This is a genomic window from Candidatus Babeliaceae bacterium, from assembly GCA_041660765.1.
GTDB lineage: Bacteria > Babelota > Babeliae > Babelales > Babelaceae > JBAZVR01.
This window is the reverse complement of the sequence record JBAZVR010000001.1, coordinates 282,403-302,935: the sequence shown is the minus strand read 5'-3', so window position 1 is coordinate 302,935 and position 20,533 is coordinate 282,403. Positions and strand designations below refer to the sequence as shown.

The 20,533-nt window shown below is 36.2% G+C and carries 20 protein-coding genes; 9 read left to right on the top strand and 11 right to left on the bottom strand.

The genetic code is table 11. The annotated features are described in order from the left end of the window. Positions 1-31: 31 nt before the first annotated feature. From WC707_01655 to WC707_01640, 4 genes are all read left to right on the top strand, one after another. Positions 32-475, top strand: a complete 444-nt coding sequence (locus WC707_01655) for an NUDIX hydrolase (GenBank protein ID MFA6065867.1) — start codon at positions 32-34, stop codon at positions 473-475. A gap of 30 nt (positions 476-505) precedes the next feature. Then, a complete protein-coding gene (locus WC707_01650) occupies positions 506-1,060 on the top strand; it encodes a GNAT family N-acetyltransferase (protein MFA6065866.1) in 555 nt (184 codons plus the stop codon). Further along, positions 1,053-1,403: a hypothetical protein gene (locus WC707_01645; protein MFA6065865.1), complete on the top strand. Its 351-nt coding sequence runs from the start codon at positions 1,053-1,055 to the stop codon at positions 1,401-1,403. The genes WC707_01650 and WC707_01645 overlap by 8 nt, the downstream gene beginning before the upstream one ends. A 198-nt stretch (positions 1,404-1,601) precedes the next feature. Beyond that, positions 1,602-1,925, top strand: a complete 324-nt coding sequence (locus tag WC707_01640; protein MFA6065864.1) for a hypothetical protein — start codon at positions 1,602-1,604, stop codon at positions 1,923-1,925. A 516-nt stretch (positions 1,926-2,441) separates the two neighbouring features. On the opposite strand, the gene WC707_01635 is transcribed toward WC707_01640, so the two are convergent. Next, positions 2,442-3,845, bottom strand: coding sequence for a PhoH family protein (locus tag WC707_01635; protein ID MFA6065863.1), 1,404 nt, complete (start codon positions 3,843-3,845; stop codon positions 2,442-2,444). A 154-nt stretch (positions 3,846-3,999) separates the two neighbouring features. Between WC707_01635 and thrS the strand changes: the two genes are divergently transcribed. Both thrS and WC707_01625 read left to right on the top strand, forming a co-directional pair. Then, a complete protein-coding gene (gene thrS / locus WC707_01630; protein ID MFA6065862.1) occupies positions 4,000-5,700 on the top strand; it encodes a threonine--tRNA ligase in 1,701 nt (566 codons plus the stop codon). Positions 5,701-5,891: 191 nt separating this feature from the next. After that, positions 5,892-6,320: a hypothetical protein gene (locus tag WC707_01625; protein ID MFA6065861.1), complete on the top strand. Its 429-nt coding sequence runs from the start codon at positions 5,892-5,894 to the stop codon at positions 6,318-6,320. Positions 6,321-6,373: 53 nt separating this feature from the next. Here the strand turns inward: WC707_01625 and WC707_01620 are convergent, their stop codons facing one another. The 9 genes from WC707_01620 to WC707_01580 form a co-directional block, all read right to left on the bottom strand. After that, positions 6,374-6,529: a hypothetical protein gene (locus WC707_01620; GenBank protein MFA6065860.1), complete on the bottom strand. Its 156-nt coding sequence runs from the start codon at positions 6,527-6,529 to the stop codon at positions 6,374-6,376. A 189-nt stretch (positions 6,530-6,718) separates the two neighbouring features. After that, positions 6,719-7,021 carry a hypothetical protein gene (locus WC707_01615; GenBank protein MFA6065859.1) on the bottom strand — a complete coding sequence of 101 codons (303 nt, stop codon included), beginning with the start codon at positions 7,019-7,021 and terminating at the stop codon, positions 6,719-6,721. Positions 7,022-7,023: 2 nt separating this feature from the next. Further along, positions 7,024-8,799, bottom strand: a complete 1,776-nt coding sequence (locus WC707_01610; GenBank protein ID MFA6065858.1) for a hypothetical protein — start codon at positions 8,797-8,799, stop codon at positions 7,024-7,026. A gap of 294 nt (positions 8,800-9,093) precedes the next feature. Then, on the bottom strand, positions 9,094-10,026 hold the full coding sequence (locus WC707_01605; GenBank protein ID MFA6065857.1) for a hypothetical protein: 933 nt from the start codon (positions 10,024-10,026) through the stop codon (positions 9,094-9,096). A 339-nt stretch (positions 10,027-10,365) separates the two neighbouring features. Beyond that, positions 10,366-10,899, bottom strand: coding sequence for a hypothetical protein (locus WC707_01600; protein MFA6065856.1), 534 nt, complete (start codon positions 10,897-10,899; stop codon positions 10,366-10,368). A gap of 389 nt (positions 10,900-11,288) precedes the next feature. After that, positions 11,289-11,858: a hypothetical protein gene (locus tag WC707_01595; protein MFA6065855.1), complete on the bottom strand. Its 570-nt coding sequence runs from the start codon at positions 11,856-11,858 to the stop codon at positions 11,289-11,291. Positions 11,859-12,477: 619 nt separating this feature from the next. Next, on the bottom strand, positions 12,478-13,050 hold the full coding sequence (locus WC707_01590) for a hypothetical protein (GenBank protein ID MFA6065854.1): 573 nt from the start codon (positions 13,048-13,050) through the stop codon (positions 12,478-12,480). Between the two features lie 211 nt (positions 13,051-13,261). Next, a complete protein-coding gene (nth, locus tag WC707_01585) occupies positions 13,262-13,939 on the bottom strand; it encodes an endonuclease III (GenBank protein MFA6065853.1) in 678 nt (225 codons plus the stop codon). Between the two features lie 137 nt (positions 13,940-14,076). Further along, complete coding sequence (locus WC707_01580; GenBank protein MFA6065852.1) at positions 14,077-14,211, bottom strand: hypothetical protein; 135 nt, start codon at positions 14,209-14,211, stop codon at positions 14,077-14,079. A gap of 170 nt (positions 14,212-14,381) precedes the next feature. Here WC707_01580 and WC707_01575 point away from each other — a divergent pair, with 170 nt between their 5' ends. Further along, on the top strand, positions 14,382-17,015 hold the full coding sequence (locus tag WC707_01575; GenBank protein ID MFA6065851.1) for a sigma 54-interacting transcriptional regulator: 2,634 nt from the start codon (positions 14,382-14,384) through the stop codon (positions 17,013-17,015). Positions 17,016-17,077: 62 nt separating this feature from the next. On the opposite strand, the gene WC707_01570 is transcribed toward WC707_01575, so the two are convergent. Then, positions 17,078-17,680, bottom strand: a complete 603-nt coding sequence (locus WC707_01570) for a hypothetical protein (protein MFA6065850.1) — start codon at positions 17,678-17,680, stop codon at positions 17,078-17,080. Positions 17,681-17,882: 202 nt separating this feature from the next. On the opposite strand from WC707_01570, the gene WC707_01565 reads away from it, so the two are divergent. Together WC707_01565 and WC707_01560 are read left to right on the top strand one after the other, a co-directional pair. Next, a complete protein-coding gene (locus WC707_01565) occupies positions 17,883-18,764 on the top strand; it encodes a tyrosine-type recombinase/integrase (GenBank protein MFA6065849.1) in 882 nt (293 codons plus the stop codon). Then, positions 18,749-20,479, top strand: coding sequence for a penicillin-binding transpeptidase domain-containing protein (locus tag WC707_01560; GenBank protein ID MFA6065848.1), 1,731 nt, complete (start codon positions 18,749-18,751; stop codon positions 20,477-20,479). Before WC707_01565 ends, WC707_01560 begins: the two co-directional genes overlap by 16 nt. The last annotated feature ends 54 nt before the right edge of the window (positions 20,480-20,533 follow it).

Below are 20,533 nucleotides of genomic sequence, written 5' to 3'. Positions count from 1 at the left end.
TTCGCCAGGATTTACAACATGGAGCATCGTTATGATCAAAATATATGAGTGTAAGCCTGAAAATTTCATTACCCAAGTAGAGATAGGCGCTTGTTATATTGAAATTAATGGAACATTGCTTTTATTGCAAAGAACTCGTGGTAAGAAAGAAGCAGAAACTTGGGGTGTTCCTGCTGGCAAACTTGAACTCAATGAAACGCCCCTGCAAGGTGCATTGCGTGAACTTTATGAAGAAACTGGAATCTCTATTGAATCTCAAAATGATGTAGAAGATTGTGGCACATTATATATTAGCAAGCCGGAAGTTGATTATGCATATCACATGTTTAAGATCACACTACATGAAATGCCCATTGTTCAGATATCATTAGCAGAGCATCAAGATTATGCATGGGCGACTCACGAAGAAATTAAAAACATGAATCTTATGGGCGGCGCTTATGACGCGCTGCTTTATTATTATAGGAAAGCTTAACATGAACTATTGTTCCATAAGGCTAGATTAATGTTTGATATGTACTTTGAAAAAGCAACAATACTCTATAAAGATATTATTTTTGAATGGCTTAAAAAACCACACATACAAGAATTTTGGGATAATAGCCCAGAATACAAGCAAGATATAGTCATTTTTATGGAAGGGAGAGAAGCACCTTCTCCCTATTACAACGGAACATTTGATTATTGGATAGGATTCTTACATAATGACCCATTTTGTTTAATCATGACTTCAGAAGTTCTTCCTACACCAGACCTTCCCCCAGTATGGCTTGAGCATATTTCTCAGACAGGTAAAACATTTAGTCTTGATTTTATGATAGGGAATAAAAAATTTTTAGGACAAGGTTTTGGTGGGCCAACACTTGAAAACTTTATGCGCTATTTTCAAAAAAATATTGAACCAAAAACCGATATCTTTATTATAGATCCGGCAGCGAATAACCCTAAAGCTGCGCATGTTTATGAAAAAGCTGGATTCAAGAAAATAGTACATTTTATGCGAAATAACACCGAATATGTACTTATGATTAAAAACGCTTCGAAAAACCTAGATGATTGAAAGAAATAAAAAATGCGATAACTGCCTTCAATTGTTTGTTTTTTATTTACTATCATTATCTGTTGGCATAGTAATCGGCTATAACATTATGCAAAAACTCACCTTGCACATCGATAAAAATACACAATTAATTCGCATACCAGGCAGCCTTGTTCCCTTATCACTTTCATTAAGTTTTTTTCTTATCAAATATACTTTGGGCGTCGTTTATGCCCTTAATCCAATCATGAAAACAAGCGCTATATTACTCTGTTGCAATATAACTGCATCCGGAATCATTTCTGGCGTATCTTTGGGCAGATTTATCGCTATTTTATATGCGTACAAACGCAAAGTATCATAACGCCTTCTGGGCGTCCCTGAGAACCACCCTTTAGTATAAAATTCCCATTTGACAATTGATTTATATTTGTTAAGCTAATATTAGAAGTAATTAAATACGTATAAAAATAAAGGTAAAACTATGAACAAGAATATATTAACAGCATTATCATTGATCGTATTACTAGGACAATTTTCTTAGAGTACAGCGCATTTTGATATGTATAGAAACGTCACTGATAATCAACGTGAGCTCATCAACAACGCTATACATCAAAATGAAATAGCCAAACATCAATCGAGACTTGCCCTAATACAGGGGGGAATAGCTGGTGGACTTATGGGGGCAACCGTTCAACACTTACTGACACCTAAACGAGCGCGCTTTGCAGTTTTTTTGACGGCAGCGATAACAGTACCTCTTGGTATCAGTGCATGTTTATGTGCTAAAAGAGCACGTAGAGCTTATGATGATATAGAAAACACACGTTTACGTCTTGAAAAAGAAAACCCTGAATTGATGAAGATATTACAGCAAAAATAAGAAGTTTTATTACATATAAATACTTAAAGCCGAGGGGTAATTCAACGCTCCTCGGCTTTTTTTTTAAATCCAAAACAGATATAGCTAAATCGAGTCGAGCGGTACACTCGCTCGCCCCGAGTACCGCTCGTAGAGCGGTGTATAGAAGGGTTAGTGTATAAATTTAAGTGGTTTTTGCTATAAAATAAATATAGCATTACCCCGGGCTCTGTATTTACGCTAAAAAATGCTCCGTGCAATATATATGGTTATCCATACCCAGTAGTAAAAGATACAATAAAACGCCAACTTTGGTATGACAAGATCGGCTCTCGCTCCCGTTTATCACTGCCTGAATGGACACTGGAATCAACAAATCTCGAGATTTTTGATAGTACTGAACTACCAAAAGATATGCAAAAAGATATAATAAGTCTTGACGATTATTTAGATTAGCAAAGCTCGATTAATATTACACAACACCCCGCTCTTAGAAAAGCGGGGTGTTGTATTTTAAGATTATTCACTCATTTTTAACTACAACAACTGGCCGGCGAGTTTGCTGAGTTCACTACGTTCGCTCATTTCTAAGAAAACCGTGCCAAAAAGCCTCTGGTTTCTAAACTTTTGGCTCGCAATCACCAAGCCGTTGCTACTAAAATCGAGATACGGTGAGTCTATCTGATACGGGTCACCGGCAAGGATTATTTTACTCCCCTCACCGACACGACTAATCAATGTTTTAACCTCATGCGGCGTCAAATTTTGCACTTCATCGATCAAAATATATTGATACGGAATAGAACGGCCACGCATGTAGGTAATTGCTTCTAGGCTGATTTTGCCCCTTTTAATAAGATCATCCAAGTTTGGCATACCCTTATCACGATTAAATTTTCTCTTTCTATACTTGCTTTTACCACCATAATACGGCTGTTGCTCCTGAGGCTCTTCTTGATATACACCATCCCGCTGCGCAGCGGCATTGGCGGCATGTACTATAAAATCCATATTATCATAAATAGGTTGCATCCAACTGTGTAATTTTTCATGAATATCGCCCGGTAAAAATCCAATATCGGGGCCCAAGGGAATAACGGGACGAGTCACCAATATTTTTTCAAACTCATCTTTAACAAGAATTTCATGCAAGGCGGCAACAAGAGCCAAAAACGTTTTCCCTGTACCAGCAGGACCGAGCAATGTAACTAATTGAATAGAAGAATCGAGCAATAAATTAAGCGCCATTAATTGTTGAGGATTTTTTGGCGTAATGGGCCACTTTAAATCTGGCATCACAACATCTTTAAACCGACCCGGCCCGTCATAACGAAATAGCCTATAATTAAAAGGGTTATTTCTACTTTCTACTAAAACAAATTCATTTAACGTAAACGTATATTCTTTTTCAAGCGCAAAAAGATCATCAGGAACATCTTTTTTTAACTGTATTGAAGGGACTTGAATAGTAACCCAACCTTTATAAAATTCTTCTTCAGCAACAATATCTTTTATATAATCATGCGCCTGAATACCGACAACATCAGCCTTGACGCGCATATTCAAATCTTTTGATATCAAATGGACTTCATAGCCCTTTTCTTTCATCATCAAAGCTATTAATAAAATACGATTATCAGCTTCATGTAAATTAAGTGGAATGGTAATGTGCGTTTCTATATCGCCAAATAAAACATACAACGTACCCTTATTATCAAGCTGAATCCCCTTGGCAAACGAACCTTTATCACGTAATAAATCTAAATAACGAATAACTTCGCGCGTATTTCTACCACGAAGAGAATTTTCGCTCTTAAACCTATCCAATTCTTCCAAAACAACAATCGGAATGCCCAGCAGGGCTCCCTCAAAACTAAAAATTGATTGTGGATCATGAATCAGTACGTTTGTATCAAGTATATATATTTTCTCAGATGCCATTGTTCCCTCATCTGTAAAAGTTAATCTCGTGTTTGAACGTATCAATACCGTAACACCTTTCACAACAAATTAACCAAGTGTGCGAAATTGAGTATACTAGACGATAATATTATCTTTGTTTTTTAAATTGCATAAACGATAGTAAGGTGTAAAAATGAAAGATTCACTCAGTAGCTTACGTCACTCGGCGGCTCATTTGGTAGGACATGCCGTTTCAGAACTCTTTCCAGGGACTCTTTTAACGATAGGCCCGGCAACATCAGATGGTTTTTTCTATGATTGCTTGCCAACCACCAACTTTAAAGAAGAAGACCTTGTTACGATAACAGAACGCATGAACCAACTGGTAAAACAAGATTTACCTCTTTTACACAAACAAATTTCAAAACAAGAAGCGTACGAACTCTTTAAGCATAACCCTTTTAAACTTGAACTTCTTGATCAAATCCCCGGAGAAACGGTAGGCCTTGCGTCTCAGGGAGATTTTCACGATCTCTGTCGAGGTGGGCACGTTGCATCAACCGGCCTTCTTAAATATTTTAAATTAACGGGCATTTCTGGGTCATACTGGCGTGCTGATAAAAGTAAACAAGCACTTCAACGTATATCCGGCATTGTTTTTTTCACGGAACAAGAGCTTGAAGATTTTGAAAAAAAACAAGAAGAGCTTCTTGAGTATGACCACAGAAAATTAGGCAAACAACTTGATTATTTTTCGTTTCATGAAGAAGGCGTCGGCTTTCCCTTTTTTCATCCAAAAGGCAAAAGAGTTATCAATATTCTAACACAATACATGCGTACATTACGTGAAGAATATAATTACCAAGAAATCGAAACGCCAACCATGCTCAGCGATAGTTTATGGAGACGGTCAGGACATTATAGTTTTTATAAAGAAAATATGTATTTTTCAGAAATCGATGAAACAAATTATGCCATAAAACCGATGAACTGCCCCGGCTCTATATTGGTATATAAAAATAGACCCCGTTCATATCGCGAGCTGCCCCTTAAATTAGCAGAATTTGGCCACGTACACCGTCACGAATTATCAGGGACACTACATGGGCTCATGCGAGTACGAGCTTTCACGCAAGATGATGTGCATATTTACTGTACTTTAGATCAAATAGAAGAACAAATTACCACAATATTACACATTGCTCTTCAAGTTTTTTCCCGCGTAGGATTTTCAAAAATCTCACTCGCGCTATCGACTAAACCAAGCAAAGCATTGGGGGATGAAGAACAATGGGCTGTTGCTACAAATGCCCTCAAACAAGCTCTGGAAAACTCTGGAAAAACATACAAGATACAGCAAGGTGAAGGCGCGTTTTATGGTCCAAAAATTGATATGAGTATAGAAGACGCGATGGGTCGCTTATGGCAATGCGGTACGATCCAAGTAGACTTTTTCCAAGCAGAAAATTTTGATTTGTCATATGTGTCTACAGAAGGAACCAAAGAACGTCCTGTTATCATTCATTCAACTATTTACGGCTCACTAGAACGCTTTTTTGCTATAGTATTAGAACATCACAAAGGTGCTTTGCCCGTCTGGTTAGCGCCGCTACAAGTAACTATTTTAACCATAACCGATGCGCAAAAACCGTATGCAGAAAAAGTCTTAGCACAGCTCAAAGAACATAAAATACGAGCTGAGATTGACCAATCATCTGATCATATTTCTATCAAAATTAGATCAGCGCAACGTGAAAAAACGCCACTCATGCTCGTTATTGGAGAAAAAGAAGTAGCGCAATCAACGGTTACCGTACGATATTTAGACGGCAAACAAGAAATGGGAATTTCATGCGATGATTTTATGACAAAAAATCATCTAAAAGTTGTATAAAAAGTTGTTTTTTTATAAAAATTACACAAATATTTATTACAATTATTTTGATTTAAAAGCTTGATGAACAGATAATTATAATAAATATTGATCAACTGTATTTTCTCGTACTATTGATTATAGAGCTGCATTTCATGTATCCTTATTAATGAGTAGTAAAAAAACCTCTAACTAAAAAAAGGAGAGTGTATATGAAACGCGCAGTAAAAAGAACGGCAAAGAAAAAAACTACTGCAAAACGTAAAGTAGCTAAAAAAACAACCGCTCGCAAGACGGTAGCTAAAAAAGCAGTTGCAAAGCGCAAGGTAGCCAAAAAAACTACAGCACGTAAAACAGTAGCAAAAAAGGCAGCCCCTCGTCGTAAAGCTGTAGCCAAAAAGGCCGCACCTAAACGTAAGGCAGCAGCAAAAAAAGCAGCTCCTCGTCGTAAAGCGGTTGCCAAAAAGGCAGCTCCCCGTCGTAAGGCAGCGGCAAAAAAAGCAGCCCCTCGCCGTAAAGCTGTGGCAAAAAAAGCAGCTCCTCGTCGTAAAGCTGTTAGTCGTAAAAAGCCAGAATCTGCAATGGAAAGATTGTCCACCATGGTTGAAAACCTTAATCATCTTGGCCAATCGAGCAAGTAACCCATTACGAGGGCATTGTTATCACAGCACTGCCCTCTTTTTTTATTCAATACCTATATTTTGGCATCTTCAGATTCAACAACAGAAATTGGTGCCGGCGCTAAGCCCATGGCGCGTTTAAGAGTATCTAAAGCAGCAAACTTTACTGTCGTTGCTTTGATGGAAAAAATTAATATGTACGATAAAAAAATAATTTTTTGTATTTTCATAATGCTCATTTTCAATATGTTTGTTGTATAAAAAATAGTTCACCACATGACATAGAATATTTGTGGAAATATTCTTATTTCTAATGGCTTTCTCTTACTCATAATTACCATCCACCTCTTTGTTATTTATCATGCCTTCTTTTCATTTCTTCTTAAAGATAAATAACTTTGTGTATATGTATTTTTATATTATATATCTTTTTTTTCTCGAGTATCGGGAATTTTAAAACGCTCAAATGTTTTATCATTATATTTATTTCTAAATACATTAAGCTGTTCTATGTTTTCGAACTGATACCTTCTAAAAATACCCACTAGATTTTTTAAATCGTCTCTAGATATCCTTTTGGATCTAATAGTCAAATAATAAGATTCAATTTTGGTTACACACTTAACTTTTGATATCCATTCAAACAATAAATGCTCATCGTTGGGGTGACCATAGAATATTTGTGGGAATATTTTTATTTCTAATGGCTTTCTCTTACTCATAATTACCATCCACCTCTGTGTTTTCTTTCCCAATCTCTAATATCTTGGTCCCATTTCTCTTCTTTTGTTGGTTGATAAGGCGTTGAATAAATTGATGGCGCATACCATGGCTTATCATCTTTATCTTTCATTGGTTTCTTTGGTACATAAACCGTCCCAATAGGCATCCCATAGCTATCCTTTTGATCTGATTTTACAGGAGCGCCTACCGAGGTGGCGTTTGGGTTTCCACGATCTTTAGAATTTATCATGATCGTATTACCATCTTTATCTCTTGCAAGACTCATAGTGTCAGGCATTTTTACATCTCTGGCTTGCGCCGATGGTTGTTCTTGTTTCTGAGGGGCAGCATCAGCTTTCTTTTCAGGAGCATTAGACATCTGTTTTACTGGAGCATCGGCTTTTTTTATAGGTGCCTCTGATTGTTTTGTAGGCGCAGAAACTATGGGCGATACAGGAGCGGATTGCTGAGCACCCCAAAATAATCGACCAAGAGAATAACCTGATCCAGAACTAGGAGCCGATGGCGCAGAAGCAGATAACATAGCGATAGATTCAGTTGCCGCTGCTGATATAGATGCTGTTGAAGTGTCTATTGCCGCATTTATAGTACCTAACGCCTCAAATTTAACGGTTGTACTTTTCCCCATTCCCTTAGCTTCACTAATAGGCTTACCATTTGCATCCTTAGTTGGCTTTCCGGGATAAACGTTAACATAGTCTCCCGAAACTTGAGAACAATTTCTACCAGTTTGTACATCATAATGTGGACCACCATGAGCAAGCGGCGTTCCTTCTCCCGTTGGTTCAAATACGCATCCATCTTTATGTGGATATCCCGTTACTTTATCATCGCCAACAGTATATCTTCCAATCTCACCGTCCCATCCCTTTTTAGGTTTCCAGTCGTGCTTTGGCTGCCCACCATCCTTATCTCTTATTTCATCCGCTTTTGGAGGGCCGGGTGCATAACGAGGACTATTTGGATCACGAGCCATAGCTAATATAATAGGATTACTAACTGGCACTGGGTTTATATGGCCGGTATGAGTAGGAACTTGAACAGGAGTAGAGCTACCACAACCTGGTTTTCTATCTAAATCAGATAATGGTGGATTATTAACATGACCAGTATGGGTTGGAACTTGTATTGGGTTTCTATCACCACATCCAGGATTTATTTCAAATTCAATAGGCTTAGTGGTGCCGCATCCCGTTAACGTAGGTGGCGTTGGAGGTGTTATATCGCGCTTGTTTTCTGCTATTCTTCTTTCCAGCTCTTTCTTAACTTCATCTGAATAATCAGGCGCCTTATAAGGCATGAAATTAACTGGCTCACGTTTTCTATTTACATCTTTCCATTCGCCGTCAATCTCTTCGCAAACAACCCCATTGATAATGTGGAAATTGCCCGTAGGATCGGCTTGCATTCTTTTATTCATCTCATCGTTTAGCTTATTATCCATCTCCATTTTTCTATAGATCGCTTCTCTCTTATTATTAGCACCCCAAATAGTAAATCCAGCAAAGCTGGTAAATCCGACAGCTTTTGCACCCGCTACTACAATTGGACTAACAAAATTAACAACAGGACCAAATACAACCCCAAAGCCCATCGTACGCTTTTGTTGATTATTTTCTCTTATGAGATGCGCAAGACCTGTTACATGTGTGATCGATTCTCGTGCAATTTTATTTCTGTTTTGTAACATCGCATGAGATGGTCCGATAGAAAAAATCAATAAATATAATAGAAATGACTTTTGTAATTTATGCATGATACCCCTGCTGCTTTTTTATGATTATTATATTAAAATGACCGATACAATATAAAAATGAAAATATAACAAGTCAATAATAAATTTATTATTGTATAAAAAATATCCATGAGAAATTAGAACGAAAACACCGATCTAGTCAATGCATTGTTACTATAAATAATTAATTATAGCCATAGGAGGTATTAATGGCTATATGCAGCATTGCCTCTTTTTCTTATCTTCGAGCACAAACGAGTTCAGAGTAAAAATATAAAAACCCCCGTGTAAATTAATACACAGGGGCCCACATAATTATACATATCTCAGCTTACAACTGCGCAAATAAGCAGCCCGTATTTTACCGTCCAAATGCCCACTCAAAATAATTATAGGAATCTTAAAGAATACATTATCAGGATCTGGATTCGCATCTCTAATCTCTTGCACTTGTTCAAAAAAAAGAATCGCCGCCTCTATATCTTCTGAGCTACTTCGCTGCACCGCAAAAAGATCAGCCTTTTTTTCTTCATTCATTTTAAAGAAAACGTTGGAACCATAGCTCAATATGACATCAGCTATTCCAGCAACTAATATGCCAAAAAATACAGCGCCTGCACCAAACAAACCTAAAAGGGTTTTGGTTGTTATCAAGCCTAAATACGTTACACCAACGCCAATTATACCGATAATAAACAACTTTTTATTGGTATAATTATGGTATATATGGCCCAATTCATGCTTAATAATAAAACGCTGCGCAGGCAATGATAGTGCTTCTTTTATCTTAAAAAGTCGTCGTTGCTTTTCAGAGATCATTGTTGGTGTTATGTGCGTATTAACAATGTCAATAACCCTTATAGCTGCCGCATCTTGTTCGATACCATGCCAAACGCTGGGATCAATAACTACCGTGTTAAATATTGCCATTGCAACCGCTTCATCTGTATAAGCATATCGCAAGCAAATAGTACTTGGGTCCATACCACATAAACGAATAATTTCATCAAATAATTCTTTGCATTCTCCTGACGGAGTATATTGCATACTGGTAGCAAGATTTTTAGTTGCCTGCCAGTTTAAATAACATATATACAAGCCCATCATAAGAGAGCACATAATTCTACCTTGAAAGGTCCATAATATTGATGAATTCAATTGATAAAGAAAAATAATAATACCGCTTAAGCGGAGTACGCCTATAATCTGCAGCTTAAAAGCCTTGAATAAGTTGATAATAGTTTTCATAAAAATCCACCTGTCTAATAAAAAATACTTTCTCGTATTTCTCTTCTGGTAACCTATTATTATAGTATATATAATTCCGTCATATACCAAAAAATTTATCAATGTATGGCTTCCAGAATTTTCTTTCTTTTTCAAATATAAGATATTTCTTAAAAAATAAGTGCCAGGTTATTAAGAAAAGAAAATGTCCCAATAAAAAATGTTCAATTGAAGTCATTCTCATCCCAAAATATATATAATTTTATAAAATATATTACACAAACTGTCATGACTGATATTAAATAATGTTGATACCAATGCCAATAGCAAAACCACATAATTATATATCCTAGATATTGATTAAATGAGCCCTATTGCCACACCGAAGGCAATACCAGCACCAACAGCGGCTACATTGCTTGTAGCTTCTATCCATGGAAGAAATACAGCCTCTAATGCCATAGCTGTTGCGGGAGCTGCTGGGCCAGTGGCTGCACTGGCTACTAAAATAGCACCATGACCTACAAAATGCACTACAAATTTCCCCATATAACATCCTACTACAGCACCGAAATATGCACCACCATTGCCACGAACTTTAGCATTAAGCGTAAAGTCGCCATCGCTCATTTTATTTACAGAAATATAACCGTGCTGTAAGAACTTCTCCATCTTATCACTTGGTATACTACGCAATGTCTTATCCACCCAATGGTTTTTAACTGAACGCTTGACGCCATTTTGTATGACATGAAACCCTTCACTGTCCCGGGTAAGCGAAACAATGCCTAACTCTTTTGGTGAAAATATAGACGAGTCTTTTATAGATAACTGTCCCGCACGCGACAATGTGGTTAATATAAACGCGCTTGTGAATAATGTTTTCTTCAACATGATGTCTTTCGATTTTAAGTGAAAGCTCCTAGATAAATCCTGGGAGCTTAATTATCTATATATTATTGTGATGCAAATAAGTTCGTGCCGAAGAACCCCCGTGTAAATTAATACACAGGGCCCTATATATAGTTATCTCAAATTATCAAAAACATACTCCGTAAATGCAATCAGAAAGAACGATGTACACATAAGTATAATGCCGCCTATAAAACTAACATTAATTACAGGTATTGGTGTAAATGACAATATAAATAACTTTGCCATAAAATTATCAATATTATAATTCATCAATAACTCTCTTATTCCTCTACCTATTATTATAAAAGAAATTACTAAGAAGCATATTCGAGCTCGTGGTATAACACATTCTAAAAGAGTTTTATTTTTCATGGAAGAAATGGTATAAATGATGCTGCTGTACCAATAGTTAAAGATACCGATTCTACTGTAGCAAATGCTCCAGGAAGTGCAGCGGAAACACCAATATATGCTGAAACAGCGCCTGGTATGCCACCTACTGCAAAGCCAGTAGCCACAGTGCTAGCTGAAGTAAATCCAAGACTAACATATCCAACTGCTCGGCATGATTGATGAACAATTACACCAGTTAATAAAAATCCGCCATTGCCACGAACTTTAGCATTAAGCGTAAAGTCGCCATCGCTCATTTTATTTACAGAGATATAACCGTGCTGTAAGAACTTCTCCATCTTATCACTTGGTATACTACGCAATGTCTTATCTACCCAATGGTTTTTAACTGAACGCTTGACGCCATTTTGTATGACATGAAACCCTTCACTGTCCCGAGTAAGCGAAACAATGCCTAACTCTTTTGGTGAAAATATAGACGAGTCTTTTATAGATAATTGTCCTGCACGGGATGCTGTAACCGATAACAGTAAACCGATACATAAAACTACCCGGCTACGCCTATTTATGCTGCTTTTCTTCATGAGATTCCTTTTTTTAATCTTTCTTATAGACGATTACTCGCCTATTCTCATAAATTTATATTTGAATATTATTACGAGAAATACTAATATAAATACATATAAATTATAATTTCCTACATTTTTTACATCATCGTAGAAAATATAAATAATTACCAGTGAAAGTAATAATCCGCCAAGAAATGAAATAACTTGGTCATTAATATGTTTAATTTTCACTTACGTATCTCTATTATAGTGTAGGAAGTGCGGTGAGAAATGCAGAAATAGCTAATGCGCCTGTTTCAACCGCAGCCATTGCACCTAAAATACCACCTGGCGCAGCTATTGAAGAAGCAGACTCATAATATTTCTTTTTATACCCCCGACTGCTTCTCGGGGGTATCTGTTATTCAAGAAAACCAATCACGAAATTTCTTTTCCCAAAATTCTTCTTCTTTTATTCTAGGGAAAAAATAATAATAGATATCGGTAGTAATTATCATCAAAATAATAGCGATTAGTAGGTGTTCGTTTTGAGTCATATTATTTTTCCCAGAAAAATACTCTTATAGCTTCGCATAAAAAATATGCGCCACATGAAACAAAATATAATTCATACCAATACCACATAAACTATCTTTCAAATAGGGCCAGTTATAACACCACCAACTATACCACCAGCTATCGCAACTGTTTTAGTTGCGAGTATTGCGGCAGGCATGGTGAAGGTTCGAATTATTCCTACGACAGCACCTGCTCCTACTGGTGTAATAAAGGGTGATAGAGCAAATCCAATTCCCGCTAATGTTCCATGATAAGCACCTTGAACTACGGCTCCCCCAACTATAGTTCCTGCTACAGCACCGAAATATGCACCACCATTACCTCTTACCTTAGCATTAAGCGTAAATTCGCCATCGCTCATTTTATTTACAGAAATATAACCGTGCTGTAAGAACTTCTCCATCTTATCACTTGGTATACTACGCAATGTCTTATCTACCCAATGGTTTTTAACTGAACGCTTGACGCCATTTTGTATGACATGAAACCCTTCACTGTCCCGAGTAAGCGAAACAATGCCTAACTCTTTTGGTGAAAATATAGACGAGTCTTTTATAGATAATTGTCCTGCACGGGATGCTGTAACCGATAACAGTAAACCGATACATAAAACTACCCGGCTGCGCCTATTTATGCTGCTTTTCTTCATGAGACTCCTTATGATTATTATATTAAAATGACCGATACAATATAAAAATGAAAATATGATAAGTCAATAATAAATTTGTTATTTTATAAAAAATATCTATGAGAAATCAGAACACAAACACTGATCTAGTCGACACATTATTGCTATAAATAATTAATTATAACCATAGAGAGGGCTTAATGACATCCTTACACTCACGGATGAATTAAATTTATCTTCGTCTGACAACGCCAATTTTGGGACATAACGGCGCGAGCACGCATTTGGAACACCATGGTGAAACAGGAGCACATATATTCTGCCCCCACATTACCAATAAATGATTTATCTCTATCCATTTATCAATGGGGATACAAGCTTTTAGTGCTTTCTCAGTATCCTCAACGGTATGCGTAGAGACTATACCAAGACGATTAGAAACGCGGTGCACATGAACATCGACACAAATAGCAGGGATTCCAAAGGCAACGCCCAAAACTAGGCTGCTCGTTTTTCTTCCAACTCCTGGCAAAGCAAGCAGCTCTTCTTCCGTGCCGGGCACCTTGCTATCAAATATATCAATGAGAACTTGGCTTACCTGTCGAACAACTACAGCCTTTTTTTTATAAAATCCAATAGGCCGCAATATTGCTTCAAGCTGATCCTGAGGAAAATCGATAGCATCTTGAGGGGTCTTTATATATTTAAAAAGTTCTTTACATATAGGATATGTTTGAGTATCACGCGACCTCAAACTCAAGAGACATGAAATAAGAATTAAATAGGGATCACGGTTATATTCAGAGGCTATTAACTCAGACATCGGCTTTGGCATCCCCGCTGTCGCCTGTTCTAGCAACTCAATAATTCGCCCCACTCGCGCTTTTTCATCACTTTCTTTATGCTTCATACTCGTATACTTTTTTTATTAAAAAAAGGGGTAACAACCTACCCCTTTTTTTATCTTACTTGCCAATCATTCTTTTATGAGTTATAAAAACTTTTAAAAGATCAAGGGACATGATATAGTAAAAATTATATGGAAATTTATGCTCCGGTTGGAAAGGTCAGGGAAGAACCTTTTTTTGGAGGACCACCTGTTGGTGGATTTTGATCAAAAGCACAAAGTTCACTGTACATCGAAAAAACAAAAATCATGATTAATAAAAAATTGGGTCTCATTGGTTATCCTTTTATCAGTAATGCAATTAATGCTCTAAATAGTATAATGATGCTCAAACAAATATCAATAAAATATGATTAACTTTACAGATATAATACCCCAAATATTCAAAACACATAATATTTTATTAATTACAGAAATCATAACTGTAATCGTTAAATTTTTTTTAATGATAAAACTTATACAGTATGGCAGAAAAACAACTTCTCATAAAAAATTACTCTATTATCTTATTTTGGTTCTTATAGGCGAATGTTTATGTGATATTGCGTGGATTCTACATATCACAAAATATTATTACGTCCCTCTCATACCGTTCGAACTTGATATATGCATTATTAGAATTTCTTGGGCCTTTTGTATTATAGAATATTTCGCATTATCACTTTTTATAAAAACAATAACAAAATGCGAAAGACAATTAAATTTCATAGATCGCATTTTATTAATTATCAACATTATTGGCGCAGGATACTACCTTTATCTTGCGTTATTTAATTATAACATTACAAGTCATCACGAGCGCCCCCTATTAGAAATGCTCGGCATGAAATTTATCACACTCTACATGTTTATCGTTATCATTCCAACGATTTACTTTACGCTCAAAACAATAAAAAAAAATAATCTTCCAAAAATACTTCAGGATCAATTAAAAATATTTTTATATTACATCGTAATACCGAAGCTTATATTAGAATTTTTCAATCAAAACCCTTCAATTTTTCTTTGGCCATTTTTTAATCCAATAGTAACGCCAGGAAATTATACAAGTCTTTCAATTTCAACCATTCTCATGGCATATGCGATATATTTTTCAGCGAAGCGGATGATGGGATTAAGATTCCTCAATTTTGCACCGCATGTGGAAACATCACAGCAACCGTTTAATTTTATCAACGATTTCAAGCTAATACTGGAGCAACTAGGGCTTGTCATAGATTTGTCAGAACTCAAGCATATTACGCGACAATTTTTTGCGAATGATTTTAATGTATCAGCAAACAAAGTAAATCTTTATATTAGATCCTCCAATAAAGATGAAATCAATGAAGAAGAGCAATATATCGTACAAAAAACAGAAAAATTTATCACCAGTCACATTAAAGAAACAACGTCAGTCGGAATATTATTACGCCATTCTAAAATCTTGATTAAAGATGAATTAGAATTCACATACTTTTATGAAAATAAGCCAGATTATAAGATAGCAATAGATTTTTTAAAAGAAATTAATGCGGATATTTTTATCCCAATTTTTGAAAAACAAACGGTAACTGGATACATAATTATAGATAAAGAAGCTAGAAAGCAACTCTATACAGCAATAGAACGCGATGAAATGCTGGTTTTTGTCAGCTACCTCGGCAATATTATTAATTTATTACGCCAAAGAAATCTAGACACTCTTCTCATACAAGAAAAAGAGCTCAAAGAAGAACTGTACATTAAGCATCAAGAAATAAATCAATATAAAGAAAGTATTCGGTCGTTCCTACGAACATCACAAGAACGAAAAATTGGTATTATTTTTTATAAAAATAAACGATTTGTTTTTGGAAACCAAGCTGCAAGAGAACTGATTCCGTTTAACATAAATCATGACGAAGGCCACCCGTTATCTAAATATTTTAGAGACGTAGTCCATCACGTGCAACAATATAAATCAGCCCAGTCAATCATAACACGCAACGTTGAGGGTAAAAAGCTCGTTATCGCAGGTATTCCAAGCCTCGAGGACAATTATACGCTCATTACCGTTTATTATCCGGAAATTACCGATATTATTAAACAACAAATTGATTTACTCAAAAATCCATCGGAATGGGACTATTTATTATATCTAGAAACAACGCCTTCAGGTCAACTGATAAATCAACTTATCCCAGGATCGGGGGAGCATTTGTTAAATTTTAAAATAGATCTTCTCAAAACGGCACTCCATAAAAAAACACCGTTGCTGATGATGCCACAAAAAGATCTTCTACCAACCGTGGAAATTATACATAAAATTGGCTTAAAACAAACGCTCCACATTATAAAATTAATAACACCAGAAAAAAACAATGACATAGCCATAAAACTTTTTGGCTTTGATGACCCTTTAAAAATATCACGGCACGAATCGTTATTGGAAAAATATACTACCAGCGCAACCATTTATATCGAAAATATTGAATTTCTTAACCTAGAAACACAGCTCTATCTGGCAGAATTTTTACGCTACGGTTTTTTTCACGTGTACAAAGGAGATCGAAAGATAACGAGTAGCGCAAGAATAGTCTGCTCAACACAAAAAAACATAGAGTACTTGATCGCACAAGGCCAATTATTACCCGTTCTCTGTAATGAACTTAATAAAATGACACTCACATTTCCTTCTTTACATCAATTACCAACCCAGGAACTTCACGATCTTGCTGATAAGTATGCAGAACAAACTATTCCAGAAAAGACATTGTCGCCTCTATTACAACTTAATGCAAAAGAAAAAGATATAATTATTAGTCAAAATCCAACAAGTTTGTATGAATTTAAAGAACGCATTAATACCGTATTGGCTGCAAAAAACCATGATAAAAAAGGCAATCAGGCCATCCTACACAATCACATCATGACCCATAATGACCCTCAATTACTTGAGGCAACTCGCCGAGGGAAATATGCCCTCAAAGATCCTCATATCATGTCTTATCTATGGAATACATTCAAAAATCAAACCAAAATTGCAATGCTGCTTGGTGTCAACAGATCCTCTGTTAACCGTCGATGCAAAGAATATAATTTAACTGAAGAAGAATAAAAAAAGTCCCTCACGAAGACTACTTTCATGAGGGACAAAGAAAAAAATACTGTGTATAAAATTTATTTATTTGGAAAGAAAATTGATTCTTTACACGAAGATTTATCAAAACCATCTTTACCGTTTTTGAAATCATGCGAAGAATTTGTTGCTACTTGAGCATCTGCATTGTTTTTAAGAGTTGTTTTAAACGTTTCTTCGGCAATCTTCTTGGCAGCAGTTCCAAACATAACGCTCGCACAAGCAAGCCCTTTGCCTCCACGCGTAGCGCGCAACCCATGTATACCTTTATTATCTCTAAGAGCTGGCGATGGAACCGTACCAAAAAACCCTTGTTTATGAACAGGATCAAGTGCCGCATAGTCAAATAAAGCCTGCGTAGGCGCATAAGACAAAGAAGAACCCTGCGCAGCGAAAAGAGCGTCAATATCGGTGGCGGTGCCAACAACTTTATTTATAGCATGAAGCGCCGAGGCACTCATCTTAAAGTACGATGGGATCTCAGGAATATTTCTTATTGCATCGCTACAATCAACTCTACTATCATACGCTTCGTGCATACGATCAGCGATCTTATCTGCAGCAATTATATGATCCATGGCATATACCTGAACAGTATATACGCCAATCATTATCGGCAATAATAAAATATTATACAATTTCATAAAAACACCTCTTGATTATTATAAATACAATAATCAAATATACTATATTTATAAAAAATGTCAAATTGAAACCACTTAAACCCGTAAAATGGCACTTGTTCAAGAAAAAGCTTATGGGAATTTATAGTAAAAATTGCTATTATTTTACATGCTTATATTTTTAATTGATAAAAAAAATTTCTTAATTAATGAGGATCAATACATGACTCTCGAAGAATTTTATGCAATAATTACCCAATTTACGGCATATTTACGTGATACAAAAAATTATTCCATACACACAACACGGGCTTATATAGCAGATTTGGAGCAATGCGCAAAATTTTGGAACATGCTTCAAGAAAGATCTGGAAAAGAGATCGCCTTTTCATCTATTATTGAACGTTATTTCTCATTATTAGCAACAAAAAAAAATAACAAAAGCACTATAGCTCGCAAAATTTCTTGCTTTAATACGCTCGAACGCTTTGCACACTGCAACGGCTTTCACTTAAATATTCTTGTAAGTCGTCCTTATATTGCTGAAAAAAAACCTGATTATCTATCAGAGCAAGAAATTAAGCACGTTTTAGCGCGCAGCTCGGAACAAAATATTCCAACGAAAAGGCCCTATCGCGATCAAGCTATTATAGAATTCTTCTATTCAACGGGCATAACGTGCTCAGAACTTATAGAAATCCGCTGCGGTGACATACTACCGCTAGATGAAAAAAAAGTACTCATTAAAGGGAAAAAAAATAAGTCGCGCGTTATTTCATTCAATGATCAAGTTCACAAAAAACTCGTCGACTACCTCAAGGAACGGTGCCCCATAACACATTCGCAGGAATATCTTTTTCTCAATTATCGCAATGAGCCGCTGACAACACGATCAATTCAACGCATTTGCGAAATGTTTTCAGAACTTGTAAAAAGCGATACACCCATCACTCCTCATACATTACGACACACGTGTGCAACTCACTTGGCAGAAAAGGGCGCCAACGAACAAGAGCTGCAAGATCAGCTCGGATTAAGTAAAGTAAGCGTTGAAAAATATATTCGACTTTTGTCTGAAAAGAAAAAACTATGCTCAAAAGAGTAACTATTTTTAAAATCCGCTTGGTTATTTTTAAAATAACAACGAGCGTTTTTTTTATAATTATTATTGCACGTCTTTTTTACTTACAAGTTATTATGAGCTCAACGCTTTTTCATTTGGGTAAAAAAAATTTCCTTCGTGTAGAAAAAATAATATCACCACGCGGCAACATTATCGATATTAATGGAAAATTACTTGCCACCAATAAACCGATAATTTCATTATATTGGAACGGGACGGGGAAAAAACAGTTAACTCAAGAACAATACGCCATCATCCATACGCTAGAAAATATTCTTGGAAAAGACCTAGAAAAAGATATAGCGCTCATTGAAAAAAAAACTAAAAAAACACTTATTGCGCACGAATTACAGTTTGACCAACTGAGTAAAATTATTGAGCATTTCCCTCACCATAGTAACCTCTTTATATCGACATGCTTCAAAAGATATTATCCCTATAATTCTTATGGTAGCCACGTTATAGGCCATCTCAGCATTCTGGGGCAAGAAATTTACGGAAAAATGGGCCTTGAAATGCTTTTAGAAGAAAGCCTAAAGGGTGAATCTGGACAAAAACTCAAAATGGTCAATTCTGCTGGACATAATTTATCAGAAGAAGAAGTAAAAAAAGCCCTCACAGGACAAACCATTCAAACCACACTCAATATAGACCTTATGCATATAGCGGAATCTGTTTTTCCACAAGATTTTGCCGGAGTGCTTTTGGTAATGCATCCACAAACAGGCGCTTTACAAGTCGTTATGTCGCGACCAGGCTTTGATCCTAACACATTTCTCAGCCCCATTAACGAGCAGGAGTGGTTTTCACTTCAACACAATAACTCATTTCTCAATCGAGCGCTCAGCACATACCCTCCGGCATCAATATTTAAACTCGTTACCATTGCCGCTGCTCTAGAAAATAATATTATACAAGAAGACATTGTTTGGAACTGTCGCGGATTTGTTACATTTGCCGGAAGAAAATATCACTGCTCAAATCATAACGGACATGGATTACTCAATATAGAAGGCGCGTTAGCTCAATCTTGCAACATACCGCTCTTTGATATAGCAAGACATATTAAAATAGATATGCTTGCAGCTCAAGCAAAAAAATTTGGACTTGGTTCAAAAACCAATATTCTTTTTTCAGAAAAAACAGGCCTGATTCCAACAAGTAGCTGGAAAAAAGCCACCTTTCATGAGCGATGGTATCCAGGGGAAACTTTATCAGCCTCAATAGGCCAAAGCTATCTTTTGGTAACACCTATTCAAATTGCTCGTATGATTTCGGGCATATGTCAGGGATATCTTGTAAAACCACGAATTTTAGTTAATGAACCACAAGAAAAGGAACATTTAGATATTTCTCCAGAGGTACGTCAGTTTTTGAAAAAATCCATGAAGCAAGTTATAACAGAAGGCAGTGGCAGAAGATTAAAAAATCTCAAAAATATAGAAATTTGGGCAAAAACAGGTACTGCCCAAACAGGAAGCCTTGAAAAAAGAGATGAAGGAAAGCATTATTTGGAACATGCATGGTTTGTAGCCCAGGTCGTGTACAAAGATAATGAGCCATTTACACTTGTAATACTCATCGAACACGCAGGCTCTTCGCGCGTTGCGTTATCCGTTGCCTGGAACTATCTTATCAATTATTGCTACTTTATGGATCATGGCGTAACGCTTTTAACCCATAAAGAAAATGAATGAAAAAAGCGAAAGAAAATTTTCTTTCGCTTTTAATAAAAAATCATATCGAAAATA